Genomic DNA, 20,090 nt, shown 5'->3' with positions numbered 1-20,090 from the left:
GGATATCACAAATGACATGCTCGTTAAATTAAAAAGGCCGCAGGTTGTATACCTTCGGCCTTAAGAGTATAAAGTTGTGGACTCAACTTACTGTTATTACTTTTACCGCGCAAACCTTCAGTTCCGGTATCTTGGCCACGGGGTCCCTTGCCGGGTTGGTCAACTTGTTGATGGCCACTTCCGGGAAGTGGAAAGAGGTAAATACCATGCCCCGGGGTACCACATCGGTAATGCGGGCGGTTACTTCCACCTGTCCGCGTCGGGATTTCATCAGCACTGTATCGCCCTCGGCCACATTCAGGGCGGCTGCATCGGCCGGGTTGATTTCCAGGTGCTCGGCACCGTAATGCACTTCCAGGGCACCGGTACGTTGGGTCATGGTGCCGGTATGGTAATGGAAGTGCCGGCGTCCGGTGCTCAGCACCAGCGGGTAATCCTGGTCGGGCAGTTCTGCCGGCGGGATGTATTCCACCGGGTTGAATTTACCCAGGCCCCGCACGAACTTGTCCTTGTGCAGGTACGGTGTTCCGGGATGGTCCGCATCAGGACAGGGCCACTGGATACCTCCCAACTCCAGGCGTGCGTATGATATACCGGCGTAGGAAGGTGTAAGGCTTGCGATTTCATCAAAGATGTTCGAAGCCGAGGCATATTGCATGGGATAGCCCATGGCCGTGGCGATATTGCAAATGATTTCCCAGTCCGCCCGGGCGTTCCCCACCGGGTCGATGGCTTTGCGCACCCGTTGCACCCGTCGTTCGGTGTTGCTGAAGGTGCCATCCTTTTCCGCGAAGCTGGCCGCCGGCAATACCACGTCGGCCAGGGCCGCAGTTTCGGTGAGAAAAATGTCCTGCACTACTAAAAATTCCAATTTTTCCAGTGCATGTACTACGTGGTCGGCGTCCGGATCCGACAATACGGGGTTTTCACCCATGATGTACATACCCTTGACCTTGCCATCCGCCGCGCCTTCCATCATTTCGCCCACGGTCAGGCCCGGTTGGGCCGGTAATTCGGCCACGTTCCAGGCTTTGGAAAACTTGGTCCGGTTATCATCAACGGTGACAGCCTGGTATCCGGTATATACATTGGGCAGCGCGCCCATGTCGCAGGCGCCCTGGACGTTATTTTGTCCCCGCAACGGGTTAACGCCGCTGTTTTCCTTGCCGATATGCCCGCACAGCATGGCCAGGTTGGCTACGGCAAATACGTTATGGGTACCGCAGATATGCTGGGTGACGCCCATGGTGTACAGAATAGTGGCGTTGTTAGCTTTGGCGTAACCCCGGGCCACTGTTTTGATGGTATCAGCCGGAATGCCGGTGATTTGTTCGGCATACTCCGGCGTATACTTGGCCACCGTTTCTTTCAGGGACTCGAAGTCTTCAGTTCTATTGGCTACAAATTCTTTATTCCATAACTCTTCGCTTATGATTACATTGGCCATGGCGTTGAGTAGAGCGATATCTGAGCCGGATTTCAATTGCAGATGGGTATTGGCCAGTTCAGCCATTTCAGTGCGCCGCGGATCCGCCACCACCAGTGTAGCCCCGTTGCGCTGGGCTTTTTTTGCTTGCAGGCTGATCACGGGGTGGGACTCCGTAGTATTTGTGCCGATGGCCAGGATAAAATCGGCCCCGGCAATTTCCCCAATGCTGTTGGTCATTGCCCCGCTGCCGAATGCAGTCGCCAGACCGGCGACGGTGGGGGCGTGTCAGAGACGAGCGCAGTGGTCGATACTGTTGGTACCGAGCACCGCGCGGGTGAATTTTTGCATCAGGTAGTTTTCTTCATTGGTGCAGCGTGCGGAACTGAGCACCGCAAGCGCGTCCGGGCCATATTTATCCTTTATGTCACCCAGTTTTTGGGCCACCAGAGTAATGGCTTCGTCCCAGGTGGCTTCTACAAACTCTCCGTTCTTTTTAATCAGCGGTGTGGTCAAACGGTCGGGATGATGGATAAAACCGTAACCGAAACGCCCTTTTACACAAAGGGCCCGGCCGTTGACGTCGCCGTCGCAGGAAGTGACGCCCACCACTTGGTTGTCCTTGACGTTTAATTCAAAGTTGCAGCCTGTACCGCAGTATGGACAGGTGGTTTTGACCTTTTGCACTTCCCAGGTTCTGGCAGCCGAGCGCAGGCCTTTTTCCTGCAAAGCACCCACCGGGCACACGGCCACGCAGTTACCGCAAAACACGCACTCCGATTCGGAGAGAGGCACGTCCATGGCCGGAGTGATCTTGGCGTCAAAGCCGCGGTAGGCGAAGTCCACGATACTCTTACCCTGAATTTCTGCGCAGGCGCGCACGCACTTGCCGCACAGTATGCATTTGTTCATATCCCTGACAATGAACGGGTTATCGTCTTCCAGGGGATAATTATGTTTTTCGCCCCCGAAGGGTTCGGTTTTCACGCCATACATGTAGGCGTAATCCTGCAGGCGGCAGTCCCCGTTTTTGCCGCAGGTCAGGCAGTCCATGGGGTGATTGGCCAGCATCAACTCCAGGATGGTTTTCCTGGCTTCAATGACTGCCGGCGAATCGGTATGCACCACCATGCCCTCGGTGGCCTCGGTGACGCAGGAAGCCGGCAAATTACGCATACCCGGGATTTCCACCACGCACATGCGACAGGCACCGAACCTGGTCAGTTCCGGGTCGTGGCAAAAAGTGGGAATGAACAGGCCGGCCTGCCGGGCAGCGTCCAGTACGGTGGTTCCCTTGGGCACGGTCACTTGCAGTCCGTTGATGGTTAATGTAACTTCTGCCACCGTAAGTTATCCCTCCCTTCCTTGTTAGCCTTTATTATCCAGCTTAGCTAAAATATCTTCCAGACCCAGTGCTTCAGCCCAGGATACCTGGGCAAATTCTCCATCCTTTTTCAAATACGGGGGTGGCGGATCATCCAGGTATTTAAGTTCCAAACCCAGTCTTCCCTTGAGGCAGAGCGGGCGGCCGTTACCAGATGCTTTGGGTATCACGCCGACGTTTTTACCGTCTTTGCTTAGCACTTCAAAAACACAGCCGCTGTCGCAGAAGGTACAGGTTACGTCCTGTCTGGCCATCTCCCATGTCCGGCCTTTGCCGGCCAGCGGTTTCCACGCCAGGGCGCCCACCGGGCAGACCGTGACGCAGCGACCGCAGTAAACGCAATCGGATTCACCCAGCGGGGTGTCCATGGCGGTGACAATTTTAGTGTTAAAGCCGCGGTAGCCGAAATCAATCACACTGCGATCGGGGATGGCGTTACAGGTGCGTACGCACCTGCCGCATAGAATACATTTATTGGCGTCCCGGATAATGTACGGGTTGGTATCATCAAGCGGGTAATCCTTGCTCTCGCCCTTGAACCCCGCTTCCTTGACGCTGTATCGGAAGGCATAGTCCTGCAGCCGGCAGTCCCCGTTTTTTTCGCAGGTCAGGCAGTCCTGGGGATGATTAGCCAGAAGCAATTCCAGGATAGTTTTGCGTGCCTCCACCACTGCAGGCGATTCCGTATATACTTCCATGCCCTCGGTGGCCTCGGTAACGCAGGAAGCGGGCAGGTTGCGCATGCCCGGAATTTCCACTACGCAAATGCGGCAGGCGCCAAAGCGCGGGATGTTCGGGTCGTGGCAAAAAGTAGGGATAAACACACCCGCTTCCCGGGCGGCGTTCAGCACGGTGGTCCCTTTGGGCACGGTTACCATAACCCCGTTTATGGTAAGGGATACATAGGACAATTTCTTCCCCTCCTTTTCAGAGAGTTGGTGCCTTTGCGTTAATATGTTTAGGCTTTATAAATAGCGTTGAACTTGCAACCCTGCAGGCAGGCACCGCACTTGATGCATTTTTCCGTATCAATGGTGTGCGGCTCCTTCTTTTCACCGGTAATAGCCCCTGCCGGGCAGTTCTTTGCGCACTTGGTACAACCTTTGCATTTTTCCTGATCGATCTTATAAACCAACAGGTTGGGGCAAACGCCCGCCGGGCAACGCTTGTCCCGGATGTGGGCTATATATTCGTCCTTGAAGTAACGCAGCGTAGAAAGAATTGGGTTGGGACAGGTCTGGCCCAATCCGCAAAGGGCGGTGTTTTTGACCACCCGCCCCAGCCGCTCCAGGGTATCCAGGTCTTCCATATTACCCTCACCGTCACAAATACGGGTCAATATTTCCAGCATGCGTTTGGTGCCTTCGCGGCAGGGGGTGCACTTGCCGCAGGACTCGGACTGGGTGAAAGTCAGGAAGAAACGGGCCACGTCAACCATGCATGTGGTTTCGTCCATGACCACCAAGCCACCTGATCCCATCATGGCTCCGGCGGCGGTTAGCGAGTCATAGTCCACCGGCAGGTCCAGGTTTTCTTCCGGGATACACCCGCCGGACGGCCCGCCGATTTGCACGGCCTTATATTTTTTACCGCCCTGGATGCCGCCGCCGATGGTAAAGATAATGTCCCGCATAGTCATGCCCATGGGCACTTCCACCAGGCCGGTGTTGTTCACCTTGCCGGTCAAAGCAAATATCTTGGTGCCTTTGCTTTTTTCAGTACCAAGTTTGGCGTAATTGTCGCCGCCGTGACGCAGAATGTAGGGTACGTTGGCGTAAGTTTCCACATTGTTCAGGTTGGTGGGTTTGCCCCATAAACCTTTTTGGGCCGGGAATGGCGGCCTAACCCTGGGCATGCCGCGATTGCCTTCAATGGAAGTCAAGAGTGCGGTTTCCTCGCCGCACACAAAGGCGCCGGCCCCGGCCTTTATTTTAATATGGAAATTAAATCCTGTGTTAAAAATGTTGTCTCCCAGGATACCATATTGTTCGGCCTGGGCAATGGCGATTTTCAAACGTTCAATGGCCAGAGGGTACTCAGCCCGCACATAAATATAACCTTCATCGGCACCCACGGCGTAGCCGCAGATCAGCATGCCTTCCAGTACGGCATGGGGGTCGCCTTCCAGCACACTGCGATCCATGAACGCGCCCGGGTCACCTTCGTCTGCGTTGCAGACCACGTATTTCTTGTCACCAGTCGCCTGGCGCACAAAACTCCACTTCATGCCCGTGGGGAAGCCGGCACCGCCTCGCCCGCGCAGCCCGGATTTTTTGACATCTTCTATTACTTCCTCGGGGGTCATGTCCAACAGGGCTTTGACAAAACCGGCGTAGCCGTCATTGGCGATGTATTCAGCCACGTCTTCCGGGTTGATATGCCCGCAGTTATGCAGTACCAGACGTTGCTGCTTGGCGTAAAAAGGCACTGATTCATAGGTTTCGGCGGGTTCGCCGGTGTTCGGGTCTTTATAAAGGAGTCTTTCCACTACTTGTCCGCCCACCAGGTTCTGCTCCACTATTTCAGCAACGTCGCTGTCCTGCACCCGAACATAAAAAGTCTTATCTGGTTCAACTATCATCAGCGGGCCCTGTTCGCAAAAGCCGTGACATCCGGTGATGGTTATTTTGATTTTGTCCGTAAGCCCGTGTTTTTGCAGTTCTTCCTGCAACACTTCCACCAGTTTTCGCGAACCGGAGGAGGTGCAGCCGGTACCGGCGCAAATCAGAATATTTTTTTTCTCAGAGCCTTTGGTTAAATGGATATCGGATAAAGCATTTTGCCTTTTTTGCCGGCAGGCTTCATCATCGTGGCAGATGGGGCCTGTTTTGCGACACTTGATGAAGTCCCGGCAGGGGGTTTGCGGTCCATGGGTACATTTTTCGCAACACTTGTCCAACAGGCTTTTCAAGTTTGCCAGGCCTCCTTTCTAATCGTATTTTTTAATCTCGGCAATGGCCTTGTCCGGTGTCAGGCGGCCATGTGTATCATCATTGACCATCATGACGGGCGCCAGCCCGCAGGCACCGAGACAGGCTACGGTTTCCAGTGTATAGCGCCGGTCTTCGGTGGTTTCATTACGATCTACGCCCAAATCGTTGGATACGGCTTCGAAAACCTTGGCTGCGCCCCGTACATGGCAGGCCGTTCCCTGGCATAATCGGATAATGTTGCGCCCGCGTGGTTTCAAGTGAAACTGAGAGTAAAAAGTAGCAACCCCGAAGGTCTTGCTGAAGGGCACACCGATTTCCCGGGAAATCTTTTTCATAACATCACCGGGCAGATAGCCGAAAATTTCCTGGGCTTCCTGCAGCAGCGGAATTAAAGCCCCCTGCACAGTCCGGTACTTGTCAAAAACTTTTTGCAGTTCCTGGTACTGGGATTCCAGGTTTTGTTCACACTTGCAAGATGCCAATTTTTTCCCTCCTCTCATTAATTCAAAACATGGACATTACATTAGCCCGGGCCAAAAATGCACCCGGGTAAAAATGATCTTTTAGAGAAGTTTCATTATATTCTCATTTATTTTCTCATATTGCGAAAGTCTAGCAACCTTTCCTCTGTTATTAACAAGTGAACGGGAACGTCATGCTCATGGGGATACACGTTTGGCCTTATTTGCAGTTCAAAGGCCAGGGAAACAAAAACAGTTGCCGCTCCGGTCAGGGGCAAGAAACGGTCGTAAAAACCGCCGCCGTAGCCAAGGCGGTTGCCGGCGGTGTCAAAAGCCACGCCGGGTACTATGACCAGGTCGATTTCCTCCGGCGCAACCGGGCGGACACATTCCGGCTTCGGTTCTAAAATGTTCCAGGTCCCCGGCGTCAGGTCATCAGGATAATTGATTAATTGTGAAGGAATAAGTCTCCTGTTGGGTGTGTCGGTAATTGGCACGACCAAGCGTTTACCATTTTGCAGGGCATGGTTGATGATCTCCGCGGTCTGAACTTCATTGCGAAAATCAACGTAGGTCATGACAGTTTCGGCATTTTTGTATTCAACCAGTTCCAGCGTCCGTTTGACGATTGCGGCGCTTTTCTCCCGCACTACCTCTTTGGGTAGCGCGTTACGCCCGGCAATTACATTTTTTCTTAATTCGTTTTTGGGCACATGAATTCCTCCAAAAATTTTTTTAAAAATTTTTTCGGTATGTCCCGTGCAGAATATTCAATACATTACTTCGCCGGAAAAAAAACAAATCCTCCACTGCCAGCGGAGGATTTGAAATATAATCCAAAACTTGAATTACAGCGCGTACACCCTGCTTCCGTCCAGGATGCTGATATTGTTCTTTTGCAACACTTCTATCGCTTCATCAATCTGTTCGACCCGGAAAACCACCAGGGCGGCGTTGGTTGCCTTTTGTAAAAAAGCATAGAGATATTCAATGTTTATATTGACGTTTTGCAATATTTCCAGCACCTGGGCCAGCCCGCCGGGGTCGTCTTTAACCTCCACTGCGATTACGTCGGTGGTGCTGACGGTGAACCCGGCGTCTTTAAGCGCCCGGTAAGCGGAATCGGGGTTGTTGACTATCAGGCGCAGGATTCCGAAGTCAGTGGTATCAGCTATGGAAAGCGCCCTGATGTTGATGCTGTTTTCACCCAACACTCTGGTTACTTGGGCCAGGCGGCCCGACTTGTTTTCGAGGAAAACCGATATTTGTTTTACTTTCATACTATTCGCCCCCTTTATGTAGAATAAAATTCATGTTAATTATATTTCCCGCTTGTCGATGACGCGTTTGGCCTTGCCTTCGCTGCGCGGAATGGTGCGCGGTTCTACCAGTTTGATACGTGCACTGATGCCCAGTACGCTGAGGATACGGGAGCGTAGTCTGTTTTCCAGGTCCTCAATGGCCCGCACCTTGTCTGAAAAGAACTTGTCGCTCAGTTCCACCCAGATTTCCAGTTCGTCCAGCGTGCCCTTGCGGTCCACCACCAGCAGGTAGTGCGGCTCGGTATCGCCGAATTCCAGCAGTACGCTTTCAATTTGGGACGGGAACACGTTTACTCCCCGGATGATCAGCATATCGTCAGTGCGTCCGGTAACTCGCTGCATGCGGGTGAATGTGCGACCGCAACCGCATGTTTGTTCAGCCAGCACGGTGATGTCCCGGGTGCGGTAGCGGATAATGGGCAGCGCTTCCTTGGTCAGGGAAGTAATCACCAGTTCCCCGGGCTGGCCGTAAGGGAGCGGTTTTTGGGTTTCCGGGTCTACGATTTCGGCTATAAAGTGATCTTCAAATATATGCATGCCGTTCTTTTCCGGGCATTCCATGGCCACCCCGGGCCCGATAACCTCGCTGAGGCCGTAAATATCAAGCGCTGTCAGGTTGAGCTTGGATTCCAGTTGATCCCGCATCTGTTCGCTCCAGGGCTCGGCGCCGAAAACGCCGATCCGGAGTTTTATTTTTTGTGGGTCAATGTCTGCTCCGGCAATTTCTTCCGCCAAGTACAGAGCGTAAGAGGGTGTACAGGTGAGGATGGTGGAGCCAAAATCCTGCATGAGCATCAATTGCCGGGCGGTGTTTCCGCCCGATACGGGTACTACCGTGGCCCCCAAGCGTTCGGCGCCGTAGTGGATGCCCAAGCCGCCGGTGAAGAGCCCGTATCCGTATGCGTTTTGGACGACATCTTTGGCTGTTCCCCCCGCCACTACGAAGGCCCGGGCCATAATATCAGCCCAGGTATCGATATCGTTTCGGGTATAACCGACCACCGTGGGCTTGCCCGTGGTACCGGAGGATGCGTGTAATCTAACTACTTGATCCATTGGTACCGCAAACAGGCCGAAGGGGTAATTATCCCGTAAATCTTGTTTGGTGGTAAACGGTAAGTTTGCCAGGTCTGCCAGAGACTTTATATCTTCGGGTTTAATACCGGCGGCGTCGAAAGCCCGGCGATAAAAATCCACATTTTGATACGCGTGCCGAACTGTTTTTTGCAAGCGCTTAAGTTGTAACTCTGCCAGCTTTTCCCGCGGCATGGTTTCATATTCCTTTTGCCAGTACAAATTTCTTTCTCCTTTCACAGTCGCAATAAATCTTATTTTAAAAAGAATAGCACAAGTTTAAATTAAAAAAAAGAGTGATTACACTTGTCACAAAATCTCCACCGGCAAGGCAAACTGCTGCTTGATATCCAGCCAGGAGCGGCCGGTAATGTCGCGCCCGCGGTGATCAAAGGCCACTTGTGGCAATAATACCAGATCCGGGCGGGGGTGGCGGGTTAGATAGGTCCGAAGTGCTTCCAGCATATCGGCCATTACCAGCAGCCCGGCTGTTTTGATGAATCCGCCGAAAAAACCGTTTGGTACCGGTAAAACGTATATTGCCGGTCCAGACTGCCGGCAATGCAACGAAGTTTTAATGATATTGTCTGCCAAAGCAGATGTGAGCACCAGCGTATTGGCCACCTCGTGCCTGGTTATTGCTCTATTAATTTCCCGTATTGTTCCCGGGTCAATATCGAAATCCATTACCAGCCCGGAACGGGCTCCGGCCGTTTTTTGCAGGGTCACCGTAATATTTGTGCCGTCCGGCCTGCGCAGGGCCAGCACCGGGTCGGACGCCTCCTTGACAAGGTGGAAGGCGTGTACCCGGGAAACCGGTACAACACCGTTTACGGTATTTATTACATCACCATGTCGCACTCCGGCCCGGTGGGCCGGTGAATCACTCAGCACTCCGGCCACTTCCGGGCGCAGGTCGTCCAGCAGCGGCGGTTCCAGGGTTACCGGCACCGCAATATCCGGGCGCAGTTCCCGGATAAAACAGTCCAATTGTCCGGGTAGTTCCGTAGGGAAGTGCAACTCCGGCGGCGCCAGCCGGGTGAAGCCGGGTATGAACACCCTGATGGTTTGCGCTCCGCACCGGGCCAGGTAATGGATTGTGTTACGCAGGTCATTCCATCCGGTCAGGTGGGGCATGGCCACCACGCTGCCATGCCAGGAAACGCCGTACCGGCCCAATAGCTTCGCCGCCGCCACGGCGTTTTGGGCCTGGGGGTCGCGCATGACCCACGCCCGCAGGTGTTTGTCGGCGCTGTTTAAAGAAAGATAAACGGTCAACGGTGCCAGGGACTGCAAAAATACTACCCGCTTCTTATCGAGCAGGGAACCGTTGGTGGTAATCTGTAAAGGGGTTCGGGGAAAAGTTGACCGTATCATGGTTAAGATTTCTTCAATTCGGGAGTGGGTAAACGGTTCTCCTTCATTTATCCTGGTTACCGATTCCCCAATCACCACCGGGCGGCTTCGGTCCATTACCGCCAGGGTTTGCCGCACCTGGTCCAGAGAACGCGGCTTGATATTGTATACTTCCACTCCGGGAGGATTTGACGAATTGCTGCAAAAGACACAGCGTACATTGCAGCGTGAAGTGAGCGGCAGAATGTTCCCGTGCCCGGCGCCCCGGTAAATTAATGATTCAACATAGTTCTGTATTAGTAAATTCGAATTGTCACCCACAGGTCAAACCTCTTAATTGCCAAGTTATTAACAGACTTATCCACATTGTCCACAGGAATTTAATCTACAAGCTATAAAATAATCACTATAGTTTAGAAAAATAGGCAAATTGCAATAATGTGATATGCGAGTAAAATTAGGGCTTTGAGTAACTGCCACCGTTCATATGAAAAATTTATCTACAACATGTTAGCAAAGACTGTGCTTTATTTTGTGGATAAAATGTTAAATCATTTTAATAGCGGTCTAATCCCAGTTGCAAATTGGGTATGGCGTTAAGTGTCAGCGGGGCAAAATCGCCGCGCAGGTATTTATAGTGTGCCGCACAGGCTATCATGGCGGCGTTGTCCGTACACAGCACCGGCGGAGGGTAAATGACCCGCAGACGTTCTTCCGCCGCCCGGCGGGCAAGTTCATCCCGCAACAGCCGATTGGCTGCCACTCCGCCGGCCAGCATGATGGTATCGGTTTCGTATTGCCGGGCGGCCAGGAGTGACTTGTCCACCAGTACGTCCACTACCGCCCGGCGGAAACTGGCTGCCACGTCGGCTGCATTGACCGGCTCGCCTTTCTGTTTCAAGCGGTGCAGGTAATTGATGACTGCTGTTTTTAGTCCGCTGAAACTAAAATCAAGGCTACCCTCTTCCAGGTAGGCCCGGGGCAGGGTGATGGCCCGGTCATTACCCTCGGTGGCCAGGTTGTCAATCAGCGGTCCGCCCGGGTAGCCCAAACCCAGAACCCGGGCCACCTTGTCAAAAGCTTCCCCGGCCGCGTCATCTCTGGTAGCGCCCAGCAATTGATAATCACCAAAATCCTTGATTAACACCAGGTCCGTATGGCCGCCGGATACCACCAGGCAAATTAAAGGAAATTGCGGGTTAGTTTCGGTTAAAAAGTTTGCAAAAACATGTCCTTCAATATGGTTGACCCCCAGCAGGGGAATGTCCAGTCCGAAGGCGATGGCTTTGGCTGCAGCCACTCCAACCAAAAGAGCGCCCACCAGTCCGGGGCCGTAGGTAACGGCCACTGCGCTGAGGTCGCCGAAACCGATTCCAGCGGCGTCCAGGGACTCCCGTATGACTATGTTAATCAATTCCAGGTGCTTGCGGGATGCCACCTCGGGCACCACGCCGCCAAACTTGCGGTGTACGTCCACCTGGGAAGATATAATGTTGGACTTGATAACCGCGCCGTCCGCCACTACGGAGGCGGAAGTTTCATCACAGGAAGTTTCAATAGCCAGAATAATAACGCTCATTTTTACATAGCTCCTTGTACAAACAGGCACTTTTTTAAACCGAGTTTTAATAGATTATTATAGGTCTTCCATATCAATTGCAGGGCCTGATGGCCCAACATACAATTATTTGCAAATTGTTTTGTCAAGGTGAGATAAGTGAAATTAAAAGTATTAACATATAATATCAGACATTGCCTGGGTATTGACGGCAGTGTATCTTTAAAAGCGGTGGCTTCCACCATCGCAGCTACGGGAGCTCAAATAGCGGGTTTGCAAGAAGTGGATTGTTGTAACCCCCGCAGTTTGTTTTTCAACCAGGCGCATAAGCTGGGCCGGTTGCTGGGCATGTATGCGTTCTTCGGACCCAACGTTCGATGGGGTTGTCTGGCCAGATTTGGTAATGCAGTTGTTTCCTCGTACCCCATTGTATCATGTCGTAATTATCCCCTGCCCAGCGTGGGCGAAAAAAGGGGCCTCCTACGCGCTGAAATTGTCGTGCATAACCGTCCGGTGGCGTTTTACACCACGCATCTAGGGCTCAACCAGGAAGAGCGTTTACGGCAGGTGGATACAATTACGGACATTATTGCTGACGATGAAGCACCCCTGGTATTAACCGGCGATTTTAATGCGCGGCCCGATGCGGCGGAAATACAAATAATGCAGGTTTTGCTTACGCCGGTGGACCCTGCGGGAGCGGGGTTGACTTTCCCGGCCGATTTTCCCAAATATAAAATAGATTATATTTTCGTATCAAAACACTGGGAAGTCCGTGATACCGGGGTCCATGACAGCCGGGCTTCGGACCATCTGCCCCTGGCTGCGGATCTTAAACTTAGATCTACGAACCATAATCAAACCATAATCAGTGATTTTCCGCTGTGTTTCCCAGTTCGCCGGGCAGTTGCTCTCCCAACTCCGCCATGATATCTCTAAATACCCGCCCGGCGCTTTCGTTTATTACTACGGCCGCTTCTTCGTCCCAGGGAGTGGGGGTTTTATTGATGATCACAATTTGCTTGGCCACTCCCGGCAGGCCGGCCACCGGATAGACGGTGAGGCTGCTACCCACCACCAGCAGCAACTGGCAGCCCGAAATGACCTGGGTGGCCTGAAAGAAATCTTCGTTCATCCGGTCCTCGAACAGTACCACGTCCGGGCGCAGGATACCGGAGCATTTGAGGCAGCGCGGTGGGTTTTCCCCGCCTTTGAAACGGGCCGCCAGGTTGGAAAAATCATGTTCAGCCTTGCAGGACATGCAGTGGCAGGTGCGCAGGTGGCCGTGCACTTCCCAAACCCTGTTGGAGCCTGCTTTGACATGCAAGCTGTCTATATTTTGCGTAATCACCCCCAACAGCAAACCTGTTTTTTCCAAACGTTCCAGGGCATAGTGGGCCGGGTTGGGTTTGGCGTTATTGTAAGCGGTCCAGCGTTCCAGGTTGATGGCGTAAAATTGGGCGGGGTCCTTTTTTAAGGCCGACAGACTGGCGGTTTTAATGGGGTCATGCTTTTCCCACAGTCCGGTCTGGGGGCTGCGGTAATCGGGAATGCCGCTTTCCGTGCTGATACCGGCTCCGGTGAGGGCCAGCGTTTTTTGGGATTCTTTGAGCAGGCGAACTATTTCTTTGATTTTATCAATGTATTGCACAAAAAAACCTCCGTTTAATGTAATTATCGTAAGTTTATAACATTATCTTATAAAATAATTTTCTCTGTCAATGTTTTGCCAGGTAAATGTCGCTATACTTATCAGTTTCGGGTTAAAGTGTATAATATTTTAAACAGGTTTACTAATGTGCATTTCAGGCAAGGCCCGCCAATAGTGTATAAACAGTCCGTAGCCGCTGGCACAGGTATTGCAAAACAATGCAGAAGATTAAACATAATAGGGCGGTATGTGTAAATTATTATTCAACGAGGGGGTTGTTTTTGCATGAAAAAGCCATTATGGGTACCATCGGAAGAGCGTAAGCAAAAAGCCAATATGACCGCATTTATTAATTTCGTAAATAATAAATACGGTAAAAATTTTTCTGATTATTCAGAACTATATGATTGGTCAGTCAACTGCTCGGCCGATTTCTGGGCGGCTATGTGGGAGTTTTGTGAAATAAAGGCTTCCCGCCCTTATGACAGTGTGGTAATTAACCAGGATGACATGATCGGGTCCCGCTGGTTTCCAGGAGCAAAGTTGAATTTTGCTGAAAACCTGCTGCGTTATCGTGATGAACAAACTGCTATTATTTTTAAAGGCGAGGGGCAAGTGCCGGTGCGCCTTACCTATGCCCAGTTGTTTGACCGGGTGGTGCGCCTGGCCCGCTCCTTGCGGCACCTGGGGGTTGCCGCTGGCGACCGGGTGGCCGGTTTTATGCCCAACATGACGGAAACGGTGATTGCTATGCTGGCCGCTACCAGCATCGGCGCCATCTGGTCATCCTGCTCACCGGATTTCGGAATCAAAGGGGTGTTGGACCGGTTCGGGCAAATTCAGCCGCGGGTGCTTTTTACAGCCAACGGCTATTATTATAATGGTAAGCAACACGATTCACTGGGACGGGTGGTCAGGATCATCGAGGAAATTCCTTCGGTGGAAAAAGTGGTGGTGGTGCCTTATACAGACCCCGCACCTGATCTGGGCGCTATACCCAACGCGGTGTTGTTTGCCGATTTCATGGCGCCGGAAAGCGGGCTGGAAATTGAATTTGCGCAGTTGCCCTTTGATCACCCGGTATATATCATGTATTCCTCCGGTACCACGGGCGTGCCCAAATGTATTGTTCACGGTGCGGGCGGGACTTTAATCCAGCATTTGAAGGAACTCAAGCTACATACGGACTTGAAACGTGAAGATACTATATTTTATTTTACCACCTGCGGTTGGATGATGTGGAACTGGTTGGTCAGTTCTTTGGCCCTGGGGGCCACCATACTCCTTTATGACGGCTCGCCCTTTTACCCCGGCCCCGAGGCGTTATTTAAAATGGCGCAGGACGAGAGGGTTACTGTTTTCGGCACCAGCGCCAAATACCTGGCGGCCATAGAAAAGGAAGGAGTAAAACCCCGGGAAACTTTTGATCTGACACCGCTCAAGGCCATCCTGTCCACCGGGTCACCCCTGTCGGTCGAAAGCTTTGAATATGTTTACCGCGACATTAAGGAAGATGTGTGCCTGTCGTCCATTTCCGGGGGCACGGATATTATTTCATGTTTCGCCCTGGGCAATCCCATCGGTCCGGTGTATGCCGGGGAATTGCAGTGCCGCGGCCTGGGCATGGAGGTGCATGCCTTTGATGACAGCGGACGGCCGGTGGTTAATCAAAAGGGCGAACTGGTTTGTACGTCCTCTTTTCCATCCATGCCTGTTTGTTTTTGGAATGACGAAAGTAATGAAAAATATACCAATGCGTATTTCAGCATGTATTCGAATGTCTGGAACCACGGGGATTACATTGAGATCACCGATACCGGCGGCATCATCATTTACGGGCGCTCCGACGCCACCCTCAATCCCGGCGGGGTGCGCATCGGCACGGCGGAAATTTACCGGCAGGTGGAGGCGTTGGAAGAAATCAAAGACAGCCTGGTGGTGGGCCAGAATTGGGACAATGACGTGCGGGTGATATTATTTGTCAAGCTGGCTGAAAATGTGGTCTTAAACGGTGACCTGATCAAGAAGATCAAAACCACCATTCGGGTCAATACCACCCCCAGGCACGTCCCGGCCAAAGTCATTGCCGTGGATGATATCCCTTATACCATCAGTGGAAAAAAAGTCGAAATGGCCGTGCGCAACATTATCCATAACGAACCTGTTAAAAACCGGGATGCCCTTGCTAACCCCGAAGCCCTGGATTTGTACAGAGATATTCCGGAACTGCAGGTATAATGCAAATAGAAGTAAAACTAAGCCGCGGTGAAAACCGCGGCTTAGTTTTACTTCGTTCGTTCTTTGGCGCGCTGCAGAAGGAATTTCAGCAGACCGGTAAATTGTTTCGTTTAACTGCTGGTTTAATGTCTTACCCTATTCAGCGGCCTTTCTTTTGACCTGTGACAGTTGATTCATGAGAAATTTATCAATTATATACTCGACATAAATAACCAGATAAAATATTTTTACTGCGTCTGTTTACTGGAGATTTGCTTGCCGCAGTAGCTGCAAAAATTGCCGCCTGCGGGCAGTTCTTTGCGGCAATCAGGACAAAACGGCTGCTCGGGCTGCATAGCGGCAATTTCCGCTTCCAGTTCTTTCATTTCCTGTTCTAACTCCCGGGTTGTGGCCAGTAGCCTTTGCATTTCTTCTTCTACGTTATCCTTGCCTGATTGCTGCTGGTAATATAATGCGCCGATACCGGCCAGGTTATTTTCCATTTCCTTTTCCATTTTTCGCAATTCATGCTTCATTCTGGTGAGTTCGAGCAAATCCGAAGATTTTTTGGTCAGGTCCTTGGCCTTGTCTCCGGCCATGCCGCCGAAGTCCCTGGCGCGGATGCTCAACTGCTTGGCGCTATCCGCTATTTTCTGGATAAAACTCATAAAATCACCTCCCGCTATATTTTTATTCGGCATACCTGGAAATAAACCTTTTCCATATCGCTGTAAATTTATCAGCCAAAAATTGATTGTTTTACAGTATAATAGTGCTAAAGGAGTGAGACTGTGTCCAATATTTTACAGCGACACTGGCTGACCACGGTGCGCCGGGACGCGCCCGGGGCTTTTTTGGAAGCGCGGACAGTTTATTGCGGCACTGATTGCGAGGTGGGCGCTTTTTTAAAAGTAGACCCGGTAAGTTTTACGGTTATTGAGGCTACCTGGGAAAACTATTCCCCGCCCGCGGCAAACATGGATATAGTCGGTCTGCGCGGCGTGCAGGCTTACTTTGACTGTGGCCCGGCGTTGAAGGAAGCGTTGGCCGGGATGGGAGAATTCCCTCGCTCGGTCTTTGCCGATACCGTGCGTGGCGTTATTCAGGCGGAAACATTCTTATATACTGAAAGAGGTTTTGCTTCAGCGGTGGAATACAGCAATTACTGGGAGAAGTTTTATGCCGATTCATGCCGCTATTACAGCAACCTGCACCGAGTCAATCGGAAGTGGCATGAATATGCCGGCCATATGCGTACATCCAACTTGTTCAACCGGTTCAAAGCTCAATCCGTTTATAGGGAGGTAAATGATTACCGGGTATGCAGTCAATTAAGCGATTCTTTTCATGAACTGAATGTAGAAATTGTCCTGGACAGGCAATTAGTGGTCACTGAATGCCGGGGCACTTTATTGCGCGTTCCTGACCCGGTTTGCCAGGAGGCCGCGGTATTTTTAGATCAAATGGTCAGCCGGCCGGCCAGCGCCCAAAGTAAAAAGCAAATCGCCGGTCTGCTCGGGCGGGGTGACGGTTGCGTCCACCTGATCGATATGGTTTATGAAGCGCTTGAGTCAGTAACAATAGCCATCGAGGTAATTGGTATAATTTAACAGGAAATTTCCTGTTTAAAAAAAGAATACTGAGGTAAAATACGGTAAATTGAGGTGAGGGAATAATGAGCAACAAAAAAATGGATTACCGAGTAAACTTTCGCGAGAATGGCCAAATTCTTAGCATTGAAATAACCTGCTGCGGCAAACATATCGGCGAAATCCGGTTTCGGGAGGGTGAATCAAAAACCTGTCCGGAATGTGGGGCTGCGCATACAATAAAAATTCAGCACAATCATTTTCACCTGACCCGTAGTGAATAAACCAAATGTTGCGTAAGGAGGGGGGTATAATGGCGGATTCGGATAAGCGCGCGGCTGCGCCCGACAAGCACAAAGGATTTTACAAGCCTTACCGAATCAAACCTGCTGAAGTATACGTGGAACCGAACCCGGACGTCTGTTCCGGGGAAGATAAATCCCCCAGGTGAGCTAATTAAATTGCTCACCTTTATTTTTTTCCTCGCTGTCCTTAAGCAATACCAGGGCTTTGGCGGTTAGCACAACGGGAAACATACGTATATACTTGGGTCTGAGGAATGTTGCCGGTAAAAAGGCCCTGGTAGAAATCAATCCTTTTTCCATCAGTAATTTGACAATGTCAATTGCTTCTTGTTCGGTGAACCCAAACTGGTCCATGACCCGCCCCATGGCGTCTTCCAGGAAAAAAGTACATTTTTGCGCGGTATATAATTCGCGCAATAGTTTTTCCAGGCGAATGTTTTCCAGGTTTACTACGTTGGACATGTGCATTCCTCCTCCGCACCCCCGAGCTTTCAGCTATTCTTCATCATTGTCCAGTTCCAGGACTTTCGGCAGCAACGCTGCCAGCTTTTCCACGGCATTGCCGCGCTGGAGCGGATAAACATTTATTTCTCCGTCCCGCAGCGCCACCACAGCCACCGGGTCAATTTTAAAACCTCCGCCCCCGGTATGGTTGGCCGATCCACCGTAAGCGGTGGTGATTGAGATTACGGGCACCAGGGTAGTTCCCTGCACCGCAATGGGTTCGCCCAGCACCATATTGGGGGCGGCGGCTGTTTTCAGCCCGGTTAGAATGCTTTTCGACATGTCACCAGGCAACACTATGTAACCTCCCGCTGAAAAAGCGTTTGTGCCCGGATTGCAGCACCTTTAGTGTTAGTATACCAGTATTTCTATTAAATTACAAAATTTATACCGGGCGTTTGCCGGTATATTTGACGGGAACCAGTATTTTTTTATCCTTTACAGAAAGAATGCCGGCCGGGGATAAGCGTAATTCCGGCAGGTGCGTGGCCGATAAAAACAGTAAGGTATACAGCAGGTCGTAGTGGGTGTGGCCCCGCTCCGCCAGCAGAGCGTACAAAGTGCTGCATTCCTCAATGAGCTGATCCACGGGCGCTGGACTCATGATGCCGCCCAGAGGCAGGGGTAATTCATAAATTACCCGGTGTTTTTCAACCAATACTACCCCTCCGCCCATTTCAAACATGCGTTTTACGGCCAGCAGCATTTCTCCGGGGCTGCGTCCCAGGGCCAGTATGTCGCCGGTGATGGTATTGGAGCAGGCCAGGCCGGCCAAGTCATCGGCAAAGCCGCCCAAGATGCCGCTGCAAACCCAGCTGCCTTTCCGGTCAAGCAAAGTGGCATAAAGCAAACCCCGCTTACCTGTTATATCAACCAGGCTGTCTTGTGCCGGTAATACCATGTCCTGTCTACGGGTGATCACGGGATTGACCAGTTGCATCACCGGAAAGGCACCAGTTCGGGCGGCGGGAACAAGGTCATGGGGGATTATTCCGTCCGTGGAGCCGGAAACGGCAGTGATGTTGTAATCTTGCCAGCGCGGTTCAGGGAATTTTACCAGCGGCCTGCTCTGTTCCGCTACCAGTGCGCCTTCGGCCAGCACTTTCACCGGGGTGGGGTTGGTTGGTTCAGTCAAAAAAAGAACATCAGCCAGCCGGCCCGGGGCGATACCGCCCAGTTCATCGTCCAGACCGTAGTAGACGGCCGGATTGATGGTAGCCATACGATAGGCATCCATTGGCGGCAGTCCCGCCTGCATGGCCACGCGCAATATGTGATCGGTAAACCCCTGCCCCATGCTCGGGGGAGTCACCCCGTCGGTGGTAACCATGGTGCGCCGCAGGTCCACTCCGCTGCTGAGCAGATCTTTAATCAATCCGGGTAGGTCCGGGCGCAGGGAACTGTGCCGTAGGGTGGCATATATGCCCAGGCGCAGGCGGCGCAACGCTTCTTCTCCCGTTATGCTTTCATGGCAGGCTGAAACGCCCCCGGCGGCCAGCATGTTCAGGGTCTGCATCGAGGCGCCGGGGGCATGGCCCTCCACCCGTTTGCCCAGGTGGCCGGCGGCCAGGATGTTTTCCAGCATCTGCACATGGCCGTTTACCAGCGATGGCCAATCGGTTAGCTCCCCCACCTGCCTGGACAGGGGCGTATCCAGCAATTGTTTGATGCCCTCCGGTGCAAACCTGGTCATTCTGGCGCGGGAATAGGTTTGGGGATCCAGGCGGATACTCCATAATAGTTTTACCTGCAGTTCAGCCAGTTCCCGCCATAAATGCATCAACCTGTCCTCATCCATGAGCATGAAAAAAAACAAGTTATCGCAAATCAGGGTGGTAGTACCCCGGGTCATCACATTTTCGACCAGAGTGATCGGGTTGTAAGTTTGAAAGGGATGGGCATGCGGCTCAATGTACCCGGGACATAGGTACATGCCGGCGGCGTCCAGCACCCGAGTGCCGTCCCCCACCATGGCATCCCCGTCGCCAACGTAAGCGATGTGCCGGCCTTTTATAGCCACGTTGGCTTTTATTAATTCACCGGAATAAACATTGATTACCGTACCGCCTTGAATATAAATGTCGGCTTCTATTTCCCCCCTGGCGGTGCGAATTAAGTCATATAATTTTTGTTTATCCAGCGGCCGTAATTTTTGGGTTTCCATATAAAACCTCCGGCAAATATTGGTTTGAGTAAATTATAGCACCAGTCAATCGGTAATTACCAGAACATTAAATAATAAAAAAATTATATCGCCCTTGAAAAAAAATCTCGTTACGTATCAAAATATCCTAAAATGTCAATCATTAT

At 51.8% G+C, this 20,090-nt stretch carries 19 protein-coding genes; 5 read left to right on the top strand and 14 right to left on the bottom strand.

Annotation, left to right across the window (positions count from 1 at the left end; translation table 11 throughout):
• Positions 1–82: 82 nt before the first annotated feature.
• From fdhF to tsaD, 9 genes are all read right to left on the bottom strand, one after another.
• Entirely contained in the window at positions 83–2,770 is a 2,688-nt protein-coding gene (fdhF, locus tag BM299_RS14460; RefSeq protein ID WP_092485838.1) for a formate dehydrogenase subunit alpha, read from the bottom strand.
• A gap of 24 nt (positions 2,771–2,794) precedes the next feature.
• Positions 2,795–3,721, bottom strand: coding sequence for an NADH-quinone oxidoreductase subunit G (locus BM299_RS14455; RefSeq protein ID WP_092485835.1), 927 nt, complete (start codon positions 3,719–3,721; stop codon positions 2,795–2,797).
• Between the two features lie 47 nt (positions 3,722–3,768).
• The gene (gene nuoF / locus BM299_RS14450; protein WP_092485832.1) at positions 3,769–5,721 is read right to left on the bottom strand and encodes an NADH-quinone oxidoreductase subunit NuoF; all 1,953 of its coding nucleotides are present in this window, start codon (positions 5,719–5,721) and stop codon (positions 3,769–3,771) included.
• 18 nt (positions 5,722–5,739) lie between these two features.
• The gene (gene nuoE, locus BM299_RS14445; RefSeq protein ID WP_092485830.1) at positions 5,740–6,225 is read right to left on the bottom strand and encodes an NADH-quinone oxidoreductase subunit NuoE; all 486 of its coding nucleotides are present in this window, start codon (positions 6,223–6,225) and stop codon (positions 5,740–5,742) included.
• A 107-nt stretch (positions 6,226–6,332) separates the two neighbouring features.
• The gene (locus BM299_RS14440) at positions 6,333–6,917 is read right to left on the bottom strand and encodes a 5-formyltetrahydrofolate cyclo-ligase (protein ID WP_092485827.1); all 585 of its coding nucleotides are present in this window, start codon (positions 6,915–6,917) and stop codon (positions 6,333–6,335) included.
• Positions 6,918–7,052: 135 nt separating this feature from the next.
• Positions 7,053–7,484, bottom strand: coding sequence for an ACT domain-containing protein (locus BM299_RS14435; RefSeq protein WP_092485824.1), 432 nt, complete (start codon positions 7,482–7,484; stop codon positions 7,053–7,055).
• A 39-nt stretch (positions 7,485–7,523) separates the two neighbouring features.
• Positions 7,524–8,822, bottom strand: coding sequence for a phenylacetate--CoA ligase family protein (locus tag BM299_RS14430; protein WP_245779789.1), 1,299 nt, complete (start codon positions 8,820–8,822; stop codon positions 7,524–7,526).
• An 87-nt stretch (positions 8,823–8,909) separates the two neighbouring features.
• The gene (locus tag BM299_RS14425) at positions 8,910–10,277 is read right to left on the bottom strand and encodes a DUF512 domain-containing protein (protein WP_092485821.1); all 1,368 of its coding nucleotides are present in this window, start codon (positions 10,275–10,277) and stop codon (positions 8,910–8,912) included.
• Positions 10,278–10,512: 235 nt separating this feature from the next.
• Positions 10,513–11,535, bottom strand: coding sequence for a tRNA (adenosine(37)-N6)-threonylcarbamoyltransferase complex transferase subunit TsaD (gene tsaD / locus BM299_RS14420; RefSeq protein WP_092485818.1), 1,023 nt, complete (start codon positions 11,533–11,535; stop codon positions 10,513–10,515).
• A 138-nt stretch (positions 11,536–11,673) separates the two neighbouring features.
• On the opposite strand from tsaD, the gene BM299_RS14415 reads away from it, so the two are divergent.
• Positions 11,674–12,444: an endonuclease/exonuclease/phosphatase family protein gene (locus tag BM299_RS14415; RefSeq protein WP_092485816.1), complete on the top strand. Its 771-nt coding sequence runs from the start codon at positions 11,674–11,676 to the stop codon at positions 12,442–12,444.
• Here the strand turns inward: BM299_RS14415 and BM299_RS14410 are convergent.
• Positions 12,383–13,165: an SIR2 family NAD-dependent protein deacylase gene (locus tag BM299_RS14410; protein ID WP_092485813.1), complete on the bottom strand. Its 783-nt coding sequence runs from the start codon at positions 13,163–13,165 to the stop codon at positions 12,383–12,385. The genes BM299_RS14415 and BM299_RS14410 overlap by 62 nt on opposite strands.
• A gap of 285 nt (positions 13,166–13,450) precedes the next feature.
• On the opposite strand from BM299_RS14410, the gene BM299_RS14405 reads away from it, so the two are divergent.
• Positions 13,451–15,403: an acetoacetate--CoA ligase gene (locus BM299_RS14405; protein WP_092485810.1), complete on the top strand. Its 1,953-nt coding sequence runs from the start codon at positions 13,451–13,453 to the stop codon at positions 15,401–15,403.
• Between the two features lie 227 nt (positions 15,404–15,630).
• On the opposite strand, the gene BM299_RS14400 is transcribed toward BM299_RS14405, so the two are convergent.
• A complete protein-coding gene (locus tag BM299_RS14400; RefSeq protein WP_092485807.1) occupies positions 15,631–16,050 on the bottom strand; it encodes a zinc ribbon domain-containing protein in 420 nt (139 codons plus the stop codon).
• Between the two features lie 123 nt (positions 16,051–16,173).
• Here BM299_RS14400 and BM299_RS14395 point away from each other — a divergent pair, with 123 nt between their 5' ends.
• The 3 genes from BM299_RS14395 (at position 16,174) to BM299_RS19460 (ending at position 17,422) form a co-directional block, all read left to right on the top strand.
• Positions 16,174–16,992 carry a DUF2889 domain-containing protein gene (locus BM299_RS14395; protein WP_092485803.1) on the top strand — a complete coding sequence of 273 codons (819 nt, stop codon included), beginning with the start codon at positions 16,174–16,176 and terminating at the stop codon, positions 16,990–16,992.
• Positions 16,993–17,057: 65 nt separating this feature from the next.
• Complete coding sequence (locus tag BM299_RS14390) at positions 17,058–17,255, top strand: hypothetical protein (protein WP_092485800.1); 198 nt, start codon at positions 17,058–17,060, stop codon at positions 17,253–17,255.
• Positions 17,256–17,284: 29 nt separating this feature from the next.
• A complete protein-coding gene (locus BM299_RS19460) occupies positions 17,285–17,422 on the top strand; it encodes a hypothetical protein (protein WP_165608349.1) in 138 nt (45 codons plus the stop codon).
• Position 17,423: 1 nt separating this feature from the next.
• On the opposite strand, the gene BM299_RS14385 is transcribed toward BM299_RS19460, so the two are convergent.
• From BM299_RS14385 to BM299_RS14375, 3 genes are all read right to left on the bottom strand, one after another.
• Positions 17,424–17,738 (bottom strand): hypothetical protein, encoded by a 315-nt coding sequence (locus BM299_RS14385; protein ID WP_092485797.1) that lies wholly within the window; start codon positions 17,736–17,738, stop codon positions 17,424–17,426.
• Between the two features lie 33 nt (positions 17,739–17,771).
• Positions 17,772–18,077 (bottom strand): GerW family sporulation protein, encoded by a 306-nt coding sequence (locus tag BM299_RS14380; RefSeq protein ID WP_092485794.1) that lies wholly within the window; start codon positions 18,075–18,077, stop codon positions 17,772–17,774.
• A gap of 88 nt (positions 18,078–18,165) precedes the next feature.
• Entirely contained in the window at positions 18,166–19,944 is a 1,779-nt protein-coding gene (locus BM299_RS14375; protein WP_092485791.1) for an adenine deaminase C-terminal domain-containing protein, read from the bottom strand.
• Positions 19,945–20,090: the final 146 nt, after the last annotated feature.

This window comes from Desulfoscipio geothermicus DSM 3669, assembly GCF_900115975.1.
Classification (GTDB): domain Bacteria; phylum Bacillota; class Desulfotomaculia; order Desulfotomaculales; family Desulfallaceae; genus Desulfoscipio; species Desulfoscipio geothermicus.
The sequence above is the reverse complement of the archived record's forward strand: the minus strand, read 5'-3'. Positions and strand labels throughout refer to the sequence as shown.